This is a genomic window from Enterobacter sp. Sphag1F (assembly GCF_014193275.1).
GTDB classification, from domain to species: domain Bacteria; phylum Pseudomonadota; class Gammaproteobacteria; order Enterobacterales; family Enterobacteriaceae; genus Pantoea; species Pantoea symbiotica.
Window position 1 is genome coordinate 1,082,104 of the sequence record NZ_JACHZD010000001.1, and the last position, 13,399, is coordinate 1,095,502.

General features: G+C 54.5%; 14 protein-coding genes. 8 read left to right on the forward strand and 6 right to left on the reverse strand.

Annotated features, from left to right (window positions below):
• The first annotated feature begins 59 nt into the window (after positions 1-59).
• Complete coding sequence (gene mgtE / locus FHW71_RS04940; protein ID WP_008108321.1) at positions 60-1,493, forward strand: magnesium transporter; 1,434 nt, start codon at positions 60-62, stop codon at positions 1,491-1,493.
• Here mgtE and FHW71_RS04945 read toward each other — a convergent pair.
• Entirely contained in the window at positions 1,490-1,990 is a 501-nt protein-coding gene (locus FHW71_RS04945; RefSeq protein ID WP_179449891.1) for a DNA-binding protein, read from the reverse strand. The two genes, mgtE and FHW71_RS04945, sit on opposite strands and share 4 nt — an antisense overlap.
• 13 nt (positions 1,991-2,003) lie before the next feature.
• Positions 2,004-2,261: a hypothetical protein gene (locus tag FHW71_RS24005; RefSeq protein WP_353620987.1), complete on the reverse strand. Its 258-nt coding sequence runs from the start codon at positions 2,259-2,261 to the stop codon at positions 2,004-2,006.
• A 215-nt stretch (positions 2,262-2,476) separates the two neighbouring features.
• Here FHW71_RS24005 and FHW71_RS04950 point away from each other — a divergent pair, with 215 nt between their 5' ends.
• On the forward strand, positions 2,477-2,656 hold the full coding sequence (locus FHW71_RS04950) for a hypothetical protein (protein WP_008108319.1): 180 nt from the start codon (positions 2,477-2,479) through the stop codon (positions 2,654-2,656).
• A gap of 118 nt (positions 2,657-2,774) precedes the next feature.
• Here FHW71_RS04950 and FHW71_RS04955 read toward each other — a convergent pair whose 3' ends face one another.
• Positions 2,775-3,551 (reverse strand): DUF3750 domain-containing protein, encoded by a 777-nt coding sequence (locus FHW71_RS04955; RefSeq protein ID WP_008108318.1) that lies wholly within the window; start codon positions 3,549-3,551, stop codon positions 2,775-2,777.
• Positions 3,552-3,742: 191 nt separating this feature from the next.
• Between FHW71_RS04955 and FHW71_RS04960 the strand changes: the two genes are divergently transcribed.
• Together FHW71_RS04960 and FHW71_RS04965 are read left to right on the forward strand one after the other, a co-directional pair.
• Positions 3,743-4,069: a type II toxin-antitoxin system RelE/ParE family toxin gene (locus FHW71_RS04960; RefSeq protein WP_179449889.1), complete on the forward strand. Its 327-nt coding sequence runs from the start codon at positions 3,743-3,745 to the stop codon at positions 4,067-4,069.
• Positions 4,070-4,073: 4 nt separating this feature from the next.
• The gene (locus FHW71_RS04965; RefSeq protein ID WP_154155677.1) at positions 4,074-4,403 is read left to right on the forward strand and encodes an addiction module antidote protein; all 330 of its coding nucleotides are present in this window, start codon (positions 4,074-4,076) and stop codon (positions 4,401-4,403) included.
• 68 nt (positions 4,404-4,471) lie between these two features.
• Here the strand turns inward: FHW71_RS04965 and guaA are convergent, their stop codons facing one another.
• Both guaA and guaB read right to left on the reverse strand, forming a co-directional pair.
• Entirely contained in the window at positions 4,472-6,052 is a 1,581-nt protein-coding gene (gene guaA / locus FHW71_RS04970) for a glutamine-hydrolyzing GMP synthase (protein WP_008108317.1), read from the reverse strand.
• 72 nt (positions 6,053-6,124) lie between these two features.
• A complete protein-coding gene (gene guaB / locus FHW71_RS04975; protein ID WP_008108316.1) occupies positions 6,125-7,591 on the reverse strand; it encodes an IMP dehydrogenase in 1,467 nt (488 codons plus the stop codon).
• Between the two features lie 169 nt (positions 7,592-7,760).
• Between guaB and xseA the strand changes: the two genes are divergently transcribed.
• From xseA to FHW71_RS04995, 4 genes are all read left to right on the forward strand, one after another.
• Positions 7,761-9,134, forward strand: a complete 1,374-nt coding sequence (gene xseA / locus FHW71_RS04980; RefSeq protein ID WP_179449887.1) for an exodeoxyribonuclease VII large subunit — start codon at positions 7,761-7,763, stop codon at positions 9,132-9,134.
• A 51-nt stretch (positions 9,135-9,185) separates the two neighbouring features.
• Entirely contained in the window at positions 9,186-10,211 is a 1,026-nt protein-coding gene (locus FHW71_RS04985) for a M4 family metallopeptidase (protein ID WP_179449885.1), read from the forward strand.
• A complete protein-coding gene (locus FHW71_RS04990) occupies positions 10,196-10,522 on the forward strand; it encodes a protealysin inhibitor emfourin (RefSeq protein ID WP_179449883.1) in 327 nt (108 codons plus the stop codon). Before FHW71_RS04985 ends, FHW71_RS04990 begins: the two co-directional genes overlap by 16 nt.
• Positions 10,523-10,625: 103 nt before the next feature.
• Complete coding sequence (locus tag FHW71_RS04995; RefSeq protein WP_045814915.1) at positions 10,626-10,808, forward strand: general stress protein; 183 nt, start codon at positions 10,626-10,628, stop codon at positions 10,806-10,808.
• Positions 10,809-10,894: 86 nt separating this feature from the next.
• Here FHW71_RS04995 and FHW71_RS05000 read toward each other — a convergent pair whose 3' ends face one another.
• Positions 10,895-13,333, reverse strand: a complete 2,439-nt coding sequence (locus FHW71_RS05000) for a glucose/quinate/shikimate family membrane-bound PQQ-dependent dehydrogenase (protein WP_061717961.1) — start codon at positions 13,331-13,333, stop codon at positions 10,895-10,897.
• Between the last annotated feature and the right edge of the window lie 66 nt (positions 13,334-13,399).

A 13,399-nucleotide genomic window follows, 5' to 3' on the forward strand; every position in this document is an offset into this window, starting at 1 on the left:
TCCTGTTACCCGCAACGCGCTACACTGTGAGCTGACTTTACAGACACAAGGAACGCGTTATGTCTGCTTCGCATTCACAAAAATTAGCTGAAACCCGCCATCACATCCTTAACCTGCTGCTCAACGAGCATGATCTGGTTGATGTTCTGCTGGATAAATCCGTCGATCTTAATGCGGGTGAACTGCGTGATATCACCGACTGGCGTCATGAATTAGAGCGTGAGCTGCAGCAATTACACGCCGCGGATTTGGCCGACATCCTCGAAGCCTTGCCAGAAGAAGAGCGTCAGGCGCTGTGGCGTTTAGTGCCGACGGCGCAGCGCGGTCACGTGCTGGTTGAGGCTTCAGAAACCGTTTGGGCCAGCCTGACGGAAGAAATGTCTGATCGCGATATTCTGCACGCCATCGAGCCGCTGGATATCGACGATCAGGTATATCTGGCGCGCTATTTGCCGCGCGATTTAACCGGACGTCTGCTCACCACTCTTGAGCCAAGCCTGCGCGCACGGTTAATGAGCGTGATCGAGCTGGATCGCGACCGCGTCGGGCAGATCATGGATTTCAACATCCTGACGGTACGCTCAGACGTAACCTTAGCCACGGTGCAGCGCTATCTGCGTAAAGGCAAAAAAATGCCTGACGGCACCGATAAGATCTTTATCACTGACGAACAGAATCAACTGCAGGGTGAGCTGACGCTCACGGATATTCTGCTCAACAAACCGAAGATGCTGGTCGCCGAAGTGATGAATCCGCATCCCACTACGTTTCAACTCAACGATAAAGCGGAAGACGCCGCCAGTGCGTTCGAACGTTATAACCTGATCTCCGCTGCGGTAACCGATGCACAAGGCAAGCTGATTGGCCGTATCACCATTGAAGACGTGGTCGATTTGGTGAACGAGGAGAATGAAAGCAACATCCGTAAAATGGGTGGTATCAGCCAGGGCGAAGACGTGTTTGCGCCGGTGCGCAAAGCGGTGGGCAAACGCTGGGCCTGGCTGGCAGTTAACCTGTGCACCGCATTTGTCGCTTCGCGCGTGATTGGCCTGTTTGAAGCAACCATATCGCAGTTGGTTGCGCTGGCGGCTCTGATGCCTATCGTTGCGGGCATCGGCGGCAATACCGGCAATCAAACCATCACCATGATTGTGCGCGCATTGGCGCTGCATCAGGTTGAACCGGGTAACTTCTCATTCCTGATTATGCGTGAACTCGGCGTGGCATTAATAAACGGCCTGTTCTGGGGCGGCATTATGGGCGGCGTCACCTGGCTGATGTATGACAATCTGCAACTCGGCGGCGTGATGATGCTGGCGATGGTGCTAAACCTGCTGCTGGCCGCGCTGATGGGCGTGCTGATTCCGTTAATCATGACTAAGATGAAACGCGATCCCGCCGTCGGCTCCAGCGTGCTGATCACCGCCATCACCGATACCGGCGGATTCTTTATCTTCCTTGGTCTGGCGACGATATTTTTGCTGCATCATTAAGGCTTTAAACAGTGTGCGTAACGTTGCAGCATATGCTGTAAATTGAGTTGCAACGTTGCGCGCGCCAGTTCACTCAATGCTGGATTGACCCGCGTTGAACCACGCTGATTTAACCACTCCAGTACATCGATTAAATGCCATAACGCTGTTTTTCCATCATGAATCGGACGCGGAAACTGCGGGCTGTGGCTCAGCATTAGCTTGCGCATATTCTGCCGCGAAACACCTATCAACTCTGCAATATCAGTCAGCCCGACTAAATCCGGTGCGGCTTCAATCAGTTCAGCATCTGGCAATGCCTGAAAAACATCATCTAACGCGCTGCGTACCGCGTCCTGTGCAGTGCTGGCTTCGCGGCAGAACGTCATGCTTAATTTTCCCGCTACACCCGCGCCAATTAACGCATCAGTGCAACCTTGCGAACCAAGACGCTCAAGCGTTTCATCGGTGTCGATCTCATCACTGAGCTGAAAACGCAGCGTAAACTCAAATTCCATGTTTCACTCCTCGTCACTTAATCCGCTTAGGACTTTCACTGCAGTTATCCACCACCCGCCTTAGCAATTTGGCATGCGTTTCAGGATTTTTTGGCGTGCTCCAGATGCAGGTAATACAGTAATCCCCACATCGACACTCTGCCGAGTTATCTGGGCAGTACATCTTGCCCCACGCATGGTGGCCGCCGACTGCAATTTTCCAACCTCTTGCTTCTGCATATCGCAAAGCTTCTTCTACCGCTTTATGCGGATGCCGCTTCCTGTCTGATATCGCTGGTTACCTTATGCTCACTGCAAAAAGTTGTCAACTGACAACTAGAGATGTTTCGATACTATTTTCAGCGGCGAATGCTGCAGAAAATAACCAGAACGGTCTCAACGCGCTTTGATTCAATTTATGCTGGAAGACAGCGCACAAAATCAAGCGCACAGTGCCTGAAGTGCATATAGACTCTGTTGTTATCACTGACCTGACGGAGAAGAAGCATGTTTAACGTGGATGATTTTGTGCAGTCTAAGACCGGCGGCCCAAAGATGCAGGTGCTGCGCGTGGAAGGAGATATGCTGTGGTGCGCTCGCGTTGATGATCACATCAAACGAGAAATTGAAGTCAGAGCCGATACCGTGAATCTGTATCATGAAGACGGCGATTTCGGCGTCTGTTAAAAAACGTAATGCTTGTCAGTTAAGCGTGAATCGGTCGCCATGAATGGCGACCCTACGTTTATTTGGCAGGATTTTGTAGGGTGCGCATTCATGCGCACCTGCATATATAGGCAATTTTTTATGGGTTGTCGCGCTGCACATTGTTCTGCCCGATACCGCCAATAAACGGCAGACGCAGCCTGAACGGTGTGAAATCCAGCCCCATGTTTAATCCCAGCAAGTTCACTTCCAGCCCCTCTTCCGCGCCAACCGTTACGCCCAGCACACCCAGCAGGGAAAGCTGTACGCCACGACCTGACGGCGGTAAACCCACCGGATTGAGTAGCGAGCGATAATCTTTGCCGAGCGCGTTAGCCGGTAGATCCAGTTTCAACGCCGGTACCTCGCGGCCAATGTGCGCCATAAAAGTATTGCTGTTGGGTCCCGGCCAGGCGTGATAGGTCGTTGGCCACGGATAGGATTTAATTGCCGCTTCGATCTGCGGAATCATCGCTTCTGCGCTACTGCCGCGATGATCAACCAGCAGACGCGGCTTCGCGCCGTACCAGTAGCCATCCGGGAGATTACTGTTGCGCCGCACTTTATCGCCGCTGCCCCAGCTAATCACTTCATAGCGGTTGTAGCGGGTTTCACCGGCGCGTTTAAAGATAATCCATGGATGCACCGCTACGGCGCCCTTCCAACCATAGGTTGGCGCAGCATAAACCTGCACGATAGCTTCAGCCGCATAACGCTGTGGATCCGGTGCGATACCGGCAGAATCCCGCCTTGCGGACGCCCAGCCACCGCGTTCAGAGGTGAGCTCACCGCTACGCGTTGCCTGCGCCAGACTCGCGCCTAATGAAAGCAAGATGATGCAAAGAAAAGAGATCAGTACGGCTTTGAAAGGCAACATCGACGGCATCCTGATGAGTAAAAATCACTCGCTATCTTGCAACGAAACGGTTGGCTTTGTATTCACGAACTATGCGATGAGGCGAAAAAACGACATGCCTAACAAAAGTACTGTGATTGTACAAAATTTGATTGCCCCATTGTCATTTATAAACGACACTACGGACAGGATTCAGTGCTTGCGAGGATGCTATGCTGTACACGACTCAACGTTATCAGGACGCAACCGGAAAGGTTCCCTACACTGAGTGGATTAAAAAGTTACGCAAAAAAGATCCTCGTGCTGCAGCAAAAATTGATATCCGCATTGACCGCGCTGAGAGCGGCAATTTTGGCGATCATAAGTTTGAATTGGATGGTGTTTGGGAGCTGAGAATTGATTACGGCCCCGGTTATCGAGTCTATTACGCGCTTGATGGCGACAGAATAATTTTACTCCTCATTGGTGGAGATAAATCCACCCAGGCAAGTGATTTAACGAAAGCTGTAAAATTTTGGCGGGATTATCAAAAGAGGTAAGAATATGACTATCATCATTCAGTCTGCTAACAAGAAAAAAGCAATCAGCCACGATGATGCGATGGTCGCAGAGCTGCGCGAAAACCCTGAATATGCACAAATTTATCTGCAGACCGCTCTTGAAGATATTTATGAAGAAGGGGGTATTGCAGCCTTCCTTATCGCCTTGCGCCGTGTTGTTGAAGCGCGAGGTGGCATCAGTGAAATATCTAAAAAATCAGGTCTGTCACGTCAGCAACTTTATAAAACGCTATCTGAAAACGGCAATCCTACCTTGACGACTCTCACGGAGATCACCCGTGCAGCAGGTGTACGGCTTATTCCACAACCTTAAATAGCAGATGTCATAAAAAAGCCCGCAATTAAGCGGGCTTCGTTTTTACGCAGTAATCAGAGCAGGATTTATTCCCACTCGATCGTCGCAGGTGGTTTACCTGAAATATCATAAACCACGCGGGAAATGCCGTTCACTTCGTTGATGATGCGGTTAGAGACGCGGCCGAGGAAATCGTACGGCAGGTGCGCCCAGTGCGCGGTCATGAAGTCGATGGTTTCCACCGCACGCAGTGAAACCACCCAATCATATTTACGACCATCGCCCATTACGCCAACAGAACGCACTGGCAGGAACACGGTGAACGCCTGGCTGACTTTGTTGTACAGGTCAGCTTTATGCAGCTCTTCGATGAAGATAGCGTCTGCACGGCGCAGCAGGTCGCAGTACTCTTTCTTCACTTCGCCCAGCACGCGCACGCCCAAACCTGGACCTGGGAACGGGTGACGATACAGCATGTCGTATGGCAAGCCGAGTTCCAGACCGATTTTACGCACTTCGTCTTTGAACAGCTCTTTCAGCGGCTCAACCAGGCCCATCTTCATCTCTTTCGGCAAACCGCCCACGTTGTGGTGCGATTTGATCACGTGCGCTTTACCGGTGGCCGAAGCCGCGGATTCGATCACGTCAGGATAGATGGTGCCCTGCGCCAGCCACTTCACGTCTTCCAGACGCAGTGCCTGCTCGTCGAATACTTCAACGAATACGCGGCCGATGATTTTACGTTTGGCTTCTGGATCGTTCTCGCCCGCCAGCGCATCAAGGAAGCGCGCTTCAGCGGCAACGTGCACGATGTTCAGGCCGAAGTGGTCGCCAAACATGTCGAGCACCTGCTCAGCTTCATTCAGACGCAGCAAACCGTTGTCGACGAACACACAGGTCAGACGCTCGCCGATGGCGCGGTGCAGCAGCATCGCGGTCACAGAAGAGTCCACACCGCCAGACAGGCCGAGGATCACTTTGTCTTCGCCAACCTGCTGACGAATACGCTCAACCGCATCTTCGATGATTTTGGCTGGCGTCCACAACGCTTCACAGCCGCAGATGTCACGAATGAAACGCTCCAGCATGCGCAGGCCCTGACGCGTGTGCGTCACTTCCGGGTGGAACTGCACGCCATAGAATTTCTTCTCTTCGTTGGCCATGATGGCGAACGGACAGGTTTCGGTGCTGGCAACGGTTTCGAAACCGGCTGGGATGGCGGTGACTTTGTCGCCGTGGCTCATCCACACGTCCAGCAGCGGTTTACCTGCTGCGCTAATCGCATCTTCGATGTCACGCACCAGCGCGCTCTGGGTCAGCACTTCAACCTGCGCATAACCAAATTCACGCTCGTTAGAGCCTTCTACCTTGCCGCCCAGTTGCATCGCCATGGTCTGCATGCCGTAGCAAACGCCCAACACAGGCACGCCGGCGTTAAACACGTATTCCGGGGCACGCGGGCTGTTCAGCTCGGTGGTGCTCTCCGGACCGCCAGAGAGAATGATGCCGTTCGGGTTGAACTGGCGAATTTGCTCTTCGGTGACATCCCACGCCCAGAGCTCGCAGTAAACACCCAGTTCGCGCACGCGGCGCGCAACCAGCTGCGTATACTGAGAACCAAAATCGAGGATCAAAATACGATGTTTATGAATATTTTCAGTCGTCATTGAGGCGTTTCCATTGGGATGGACTTAATAATAAAAGCGCCCGGCGGGTGCCGGGCGCTAAATTTTACGGGATTATGAACCCATGCGGTAGTTTGGTGACTCTTTGGTGATGGTCACGTCATGCACGTGGCTTTCATTGATGCCCGCGCCGCTGATACGCACGAACTCCGCTTTGGTACGCAGATCGTCGATGGTTGGGCAACCGGTCAGGCCCATGCAAGAGCGCAAGCCGCCCATCTGCTGGTGCACGATCTCTTTCAGGCGGCCTTTATAGGCAACGCGACCTTCGATACCTTCCGGTACCAGTTTGTCTGCGGCGTTATCGCTCTGGAAGTAACGGTCTGAAGAGCCTTTGGACATCGCGCCCAGTGAACCCATACCGCGATAAGATTTGAACGAACGGCCCTGATACAGCTCGATTTCGCCCGGAGACTCTTCGGTACCGGCCAGCATTGAGCCAACCATGACGGCCGCTGCGCCTGCTGCAATCGCTTTCGCGATGTCGCCAGAGAAGCGAATACCGCCATCAGCAATAACCGGAATTCCGGTGCCTTCCAGCGCGGCAACTGCATCAGAAACGGCGGTGATCTGTGGAACGCCAACGCCGGTAACGATACGTGTGGTACAGATTGAGCCAGGGCCGATACCCACTTTCACCGCGCTCACGCCTGCCTGCGCCAGCGCCAGTGCGCCTGCGCCAGTAGCGACGTTGCCGCCGATGATTTCCAGGTTCGGGTATTTTGCACGGGTTTCCCGAATACGCTGCAGCACACCTTCTGAGTGACCGTGTGACGAGTCAATCAGCAGCACGTCAACACCGGCAGCCACCAGCGCATCGACACGCTCTTCGTTGCCTGCACCAGCACCTACCGCCGCGCCTACGCGCAGACGGCCTTCCGCATCTTTACAGGCGTTAGGTTTACGTTCGGCTTTCTGGAAATCTTTAACGGTGATCATGCCCAGCAGGTGGAAGCTGTCATCAACAACCAGCGCTTTCTCAACACGTTTTTCATGCATTTTGTGCAGCACAACTTCGCGTGCTTCACCTTCTTTCACCGTTACCAGACGCTCTTTCGGGGTCATCACCGCAGAAACTGGCAAGGTCAGGTCGGTAACAAAACGCACGTCACGGCCAGTGATGATACCCACCAACTCGTTCTCGGTGTTCACCACCGGATAACCGGCGAAACCGTTACGTTCGGTCAGCTCTTTCACCGCCGCCAGCGCGGTGGTTGGCAGCACGGTTTGCGGATCGGTAACTACACCGCTTTCGTGTTTTTTCACCTTACGAACTTCATCCGCCTGGCGCTCAATTGACATGTTTTTGTGAATAAAGCCCAAACCACCTTCCTGCGCCAGCGCAATGGCCAGACCGGCTTCGGTCACGGTGTCCATGGCAGCAGAGAGCATTGGGATGTTCAGACGGATATTTTTCGTCAGTTGAGTGCTGAGATCAGCGGTGTTCGGTAAGACAGTGGAGTGAGCGGGAACGAGCAGAACGTCGTCAAATGTGAGGGCTTCTTTAGCGATTCTTAACATTGCAATATCTCCACCTGGGGGCGATTAAAACAGATAAAATATTGCCGCGGCATTATACAGGCCGAAACCGATTGCCTCCAGTGTTTTTTCAGAAAAAGTCTTGATCCTCAGGGCAAGCAATGTAGTATCAGTTGATTAACCCTCTGATTTAAAATTTGATCTACATCACATGTCGCTACCGCCAACCGCCAATATTTTTACTGTCAGCCGCCTGAACACCACGGTGCGCCAACTGCTGGAAAATGAGATGGGCCTGGTGTGGCTCAGTGCTGAAATTTCAAATTTCACTCAGCCCTCTTCCGGTCATTGGTACTTCACGTTGAAGGATGATGGCGCACAAGTGCGCTGCGCGATGTTCCGCAATAGTAATAGGCGCGTCACCTTCCGTCCTCAGCATGGCCAGCAGGTTTTAGTGCGTGCCAGCATCACGCTGTATGAGCCGCGCGGTGATTATCAGCTGATTATCGAAAGCATGCATCCCGCTGGTGAAGGCTTGCTGCAGCAGCAATTTGAACAGCTGAAAGCGCGTTTGGCTGCGGAAGGCTTATTCGATCAACAGTTCAAACAGCCGCTGCCGGATCCGGCGCGTCAGGTCGGCGTGATTACCTCCGCTACCGGGGCGGCGCTGCACGACGTACTACGCGTACTGCATCGACGCGATCCCTCCTTGCCGGTGATTATTTATCCAACGGCGGTGCAAGGCGTGGATGCGCCAGCCAGCATTGTGCGTGCCATTGAGCTGGCCAACCAGCGCGATGAGTGTGACGTACTGATTGTGGGCCGTGGCGGCGGTTCGCTGGAAGATTTGTGGAGTTTCAATGACGAGCGTGTAGCGCGGGCGATCTTTGCCAGCCGCCTGCCTATTGTCAGCGCCGTTGGGCATGAAACCGATGTCACTATCGCTGACTTCGTAGCGGATTTACGCGCGCCAACGCCTTCTGCTGCGGCAGAACTGGTGAGCCGTAACCAGCTCGAACTGCTGCGCCGTTTGCAGTCGCAGCAGCAGCGCATGGAGATGGCGATGGATTTCTATCTGGCACAGCAGCAGCGTCGCTTCACGCGCATCCAGCACCGTTTGCAGCAGCAGCATCCGCAGCTGCGTCTGGCACGTCAGCAGACTGCGCTCTTCCAGCTGCAGCGTCGTCTCGGTGAAGCTATGGACCAGCGCCTGCGTGTGGCTAATCGTCAGCAGGATCGCCTGCTGCAACGCCTCAATGCCCAGCAGCCGCAGGGACGTATTCTGCGCGCTCAGCAGCAGCTCCAGCAGTGGCACTATCGCTTACAGCAGGGCATGGAAAAGCAGCTCAATCACAATCGTCAGCGCTTTGGCACGCTGGCAGCACAGCTGGAAGGCGTGAGCCCACTGGCGACGCTGGCGCGTGGCTTCAGCGTCACTACCGACACGCAAGGTCAGGTGGTAAAGAAAACCCAGCAGCTCAGCAAAGGCGACTTGCTACGTACCCGGCTGGACGATGGTTGGGTGGAAAGCCAGGTTACCGCCCTCGAACCGCAGAAATCCCGGAGTCGCAAAGCACGTTCATAGTATGAAAACTATACTTTCTGGCACATTCGTTAAAGAGCCAGGGAGATTGGTATGTCTTACAGCGTTATCCCACCCTACATTCTGCGCAATATCATTGATAACTGCTCCGGCGCGCAACAAGACTACGCGCGCCGCACCCTCACCCACGTCCAGCACTTAATGGGCGAACACAATGCTAAACCGGCAAGCACCGCCACAGCGCAGCCTGGCACGGTGCTGCGGGCTATCTACGACGCCGAAGGAACACAAAATCTGCCCGGCACTTTGGTGCGCGATGAAGACCAGCCGGGCAATGGAGATGTCGCAGCCGAAGAGGCGTGGAACTATCTCGGCATTACCTACGATTTCTTTTGGCAAACATATCAACGCAACTCTCTGGACAACAAAGGCCTCAAGCTGGATGGCACTGTGCATTACGGCAAGGAGTATCAGAACGCCTTCTGGAACGGGCAGCAGATGGTGTTTGGTGACGGCGACGGCGAGATTTTCAATCGCTTCACCATCGCGCTGGATGTTGTGGCGCACGAGTTGACGCACGGCGTGACGGAAACCGAAGCGGGATTGATCTATTTCCAACAGGCAGGTGCGCTGAACGAATCGATGTCTGACGTCTTTGGCTCGCTGGTTAAGCAATTCCACCTCAAGCAGAGCGCCGATCAGGCCGACTGGATCATCGGCGAAGGTTTGCTGGCGCAGGGCATCAACGGGCGCGGATTGCGATCGATGTCATCACCCGGCACCGCCTACGACGATCCGGTGCTGGGCAAAGATCCGCAACCGGCCGATATGGCTCACTACATCGAAACGCGTGACGACAACGGCGGCGTGCATCTCAATTCTGGCATTCCCAATCGCGCCTTCTATCTCGCCGCTAAAGCGCTGGGCGGCTTCGCGTGGGAACAGGCGGGTCAAGCCTGGTACGACACGCTGTGTGATAAAACGCTGCCGCAGGATGCCGATTTCAGCACCTTTGCACGCTTTACCGTGCAGCACGCGAAACAGCGGTTCAACAACTCAGTGGCGGAGAAGATCCAATCCGCCTGGCAGCAGGTAGGCGTAACATGGACATCCAACTGACCGATGACGCAATCATCGAGCTGGCACGCGAAGGCGGTATCGCTTTTATTCCCAAACTACGCGGCGAACGGCGCTTTGCGCTGGCGGAACTGCCGGAACCGCAAAAGCAGCGCGTCTGCGAGGTGCTGGAGCAGGCAATGCCGCTGGGCGAGCCAGAAGATCAGGCGGCAAACATGGGTAGCGGCGATCAACGCTATTACCGCATTCAAATCACCTACGCCACTCATCGCGAGGCGGCAAGCTTAGTGATTTTAATTCCCGAACAACTGGCACCACCCGAACTGCAATCGCTGTGGCGAGACGGTGAATAGGTTATCAGAGATCTCTCAAGGCAGAGCGTAACTGATTGACTATACTCATTATGTGGCTAGCTAGTCCACGTCGAAGAAAACACCCTTAGATGAGGTCTCTGCTATGACACAAAAAAAGCAACGAGGTGGTGCCGGGAACTTTGCAGAGGACCCGGAGCGCGCCAGGGAAGCAGGTAGCGCTGGCGGCAAAGTCAGCGGGGGTAATTTCAGAAACGATCCTGAAAGAGCCAGGGAAGCTGGAAGAAAAGGAGGTCAAAAAAGCCGTCGCCCTTCCAAGCAGCAGTAATTAAGGTGCCTTAAAGGAAGTGTTGTGCCACGGATGGTTAAAAAAAAGGCCGACATCATGATGTCGGCCTTTCTCATATTGAGAACTTACTTGCTGTCTGGCAGCGCGTAAGCAATCACGTAATCACCACGGTCTGGCGACTGACGTGCGCCGCCTGCGGAGATCAGGATGTACTGTTTGCCGGTTTTCGGCGAAACGTAGCTGATAGGACCGCCCTGGCTGCCAACTGGCAGACGTGCTTTCCACACTTCTTTACCGGTTGAGCTATCGAAAGCGCGCAGATAGTAATCCTGCGTACCGGCGATGAACACCAGGCCGCCCTGCGTTGCCAGCGTGCCGCCTAAGGTCGGCATACCAATTGGCATCTTCGCGCGCATTTTGATACCAAACGGACCGGTATCTTCAACGGTACCAACCGGCACCTGCCACACGATCTGACGGGTTTTCATGTCAATCGCCGACAGCGTACCGAACGGCGGAGCCTGACACGGAATGCCCAGCGGCGACATGAAGCGATTTTTGTTAACCGCGTACGGTGTGCCTTTCAGCGGAACCGCACCCATACCGGTGTTGATGGCTTCGCCACCGTTGCTGGCCGCAGTTTTGCTAGTGTCTTGTGGGATCATCTGTACCCACAGGCCCAGACGCATGTCGTTAACGAACATATACTGGTTGTTCGGGTCAAACGAGATACCGCCCCAGTTCATACCGCCCAGCGAACCTGGGAAGCTGAGGGATTTATCGGTATCCGGCACGGTGAACAGACCATCGTAACGCATGCCTTTAAAGGCAATACGGCACGCCAGCTGATCAAACGGCGTTGCGCCCCACATATCCGACTCACTCATTTTCTGGTTGCCAATGTTTGGCATTTCCACTGAGTGCGGCTGAGTTTTGGTGTACTGCTCGTTCGGAATGTGACCCTGCGGCATCGGCAGCTCTTCAACTTTGGTCAAAGGCTTGCCGGTCAGGCGGTCCAGCACCCAAATCATGCCGGTTTTCGCGCCGATAACCACGGCCGGCTTGTTGGTGCCATCCTTCATCGGGAAGTCTACCAGGCTCGGCTGCATTGGCAGGTCGAAGTCCCACAGATCGTTATGCACGGTCTGATAAACCCACTTCTGCTTACCGGTGGTGGCATCCAGCGCCAGGATTGATGCACCGTAGGTGTGATCCAGTTTGGTACGGTTTGCACCCCACAGATCCACTGACGAGCTTCCCATTGGCAGGAACACGGTGTTCATTGCCGGATCGTAAGACATTGGCGCCCATGAGTTCGGCGTACTGCGGGTGTAATCTTTACCCGGCATCAGCACCGCATTGGGGTCATCGTTGCCTGGGTCAAACGCCCAACGCATCTGACCGGTGATCACGTCAAAACCACGCAGCACGCCGCCAGGCATGTCGGTCTGTACGTTATCTGCAACGCGACCGCCCACCACAACGGTGGTACCGGCCATCGCTGGCGGTGACGTCAGCTGATACTGCGGATCTGGCGCACTGCCGAGACCAGTTTTCAGGTCAACCACACCGTGCGTACCGAAGGTGTCGCACAGCTCACCGTTATCGGCGTTAATAGCAATCAGACGCGCATCAATGGTGTTCATCAGAATACGACGCTGACAGGTATCGCCCGCAGGAAGCACAGCGGCAGTCACCGGCGTTGAGCCCGGCTCTGTTGGCTGCTGCAGCGGTTTGGTGGCATCGAAATAGGCTAAGCCACGGCAGCGGTTCCACACTTCTGCCTGCGCGTTGATTTCGCGTTTCCAGATTTCCTTACCGCTGTCAGCTGCAACCGCAATCACATTGTTGTGCGGGGTGCACAGGAACAGCGTGTTGCCGACCTGCAGCGGAGTTTGCTGATCTTCCGCACCGTTACCGGTTGGGCTGATCGGCGTGTCACCGGTGTGGAAAGTCCAGGCGACCTGTAAGTCTTTCACGTTGTCGCGGGTAATCTGATCGATGGCAGCGAAGCGGTCGCCACCCGGCGTACGGCCGTAGCTGCTCCAGTCTTGCTGAGGTTTTGCTTTATCGACCGGAATCAGCGGCAGCTGTTTGCCGTCAAACGCCACGGTAGGATGCGGCTGGAACATCTGCACGAAGGTCGCCACCATGCCCACCGCGATCACCGCAGAGAGCACATAAGAGGCTTTCGCCAGAGAGCTTTTGCCTTCGCTTTTACGCAGAGCTGGCCAGGTGAGGAATGCAAACAGCATCAAGCCGGCCGGCACCATCAAACGTGATACCAGCGGCCAGAAATGCAAGCCTGCATCAAACAGTGACCAAATCAACGTGCCAGCAAACACCAGAATAAACAGGGTGACGGCGGATGATTTGCGACGGAAGAACTGAATGGCCGACAGCAGCATGACGATACCGGCGATGAGGAAGTACCAGCTGCCGCCCAGCGCAACCAGCTTGCCGCCGCCGATAGCGAAGAACAAGCCGATAGCCAGCAGGACCAGGCCAAACAGTACGGACCAGATGCTCAGCCCTTTGCCGGGACGAGCGGAATTTTCTGCCATAACAAAAACTCTCCTGAAAAAATAAAGCGCTGGCGCCAGTAAATCTGTGGCAGCCGATAACAAGGC

Excerpts from the sequence above, each read along its gene's own strand:
- mgtE (WP_008108321.1), top strand. The coding sequence starts at position 60 with ATGTCTGCTTCGCATTCACAAAAATTAGCTGAAACCCGCCATCACATC.
- FHW71_RS04945 (WP_179449891.1), bottom strand. The coding sequence starts at position 1,990 with ATGGAATTTGAGTTTACGCTGCGTTTTCAGCTCAGTGATGAGATCGAC.
- FHW71_RS04950 (WP_008108319.1), top strand. The coding sequence starts at position 2,477 with ATGTTTAACGTGGATGATTTTGTGCAGTCTAAGACCGGCGGCCCAAAG.
- FHW71_RS04955 (WP_008108318.1), bottom strand. The coding sequence starts at position 3,551 with ATGTTGCCTTTCAAAGCCGTACTGATCTCTTTTCTTTGCATCATCTTG.
- FHW71_RS04960 (WP_179449889.1), top strand. The coding sequence starts at position 3,743 with ATGCTGTACACGACTCAACGTTATCAGGACGCAACCGGAAAGGTTCCC.
- FHW71_RS04965 (WP_154155677.1), top strand. The coding sequence starts at position 4,074 with ATGACTATCATCATTCAGTCTGCTAACAAGAAAAAAGCAATCAGCCAC.
- guaA (WP_008108317.1), bottom strand. The coding sequence starts at position 6,052 with ATGACGACTGAAAATATTCATAAACATCGTATTTTGATCCTCGATTTT.
- guaB (WP_008108316.1), bottom strand. The coding sequence starts at position 7,591 with ATGTTAAGAATCGCTAAAGAAGCCCTCACATTTGACGACGTTCTGCTC.
- xseA (WP_179449887.1), top strand. The coding sequence starts at position 7,761 with ATGTCGCTACCGCCAACCGCCAATATTTTTACTGTCAGCCGCCTGAAC.
- FHW71_RS04985 (WP_179449885.1), top strand. The coding sequence starts at position 9,186 with ATGTCTTACAGCGTTATCCCACCCTACATTCTGCGCAATATCATTGAT.
- FHW71_RS04990 (WP_179449883.1), top strand. The coding sequence starts at position 10,196 with ATGGACATCCAACTGACCGATGACGCAATCATCGAGCTGGCACGCGAA.
- FHW71_RS04995 (WP_045814915.1), top strand. The coding sequence starts at position 10,626 with ATGACACAAAAAAAGCAACGAGGTGGTGCCGGGAACTTTGCAGAGGAC.
- FHW71_RS05000 (WP_061717961.1), bottom strand. The coding sequence starts at position 13,333 with ATGGCAGAAAATTCCGCTCGTCCCGGCAAAGGGCTGAGCATCTGGTCC.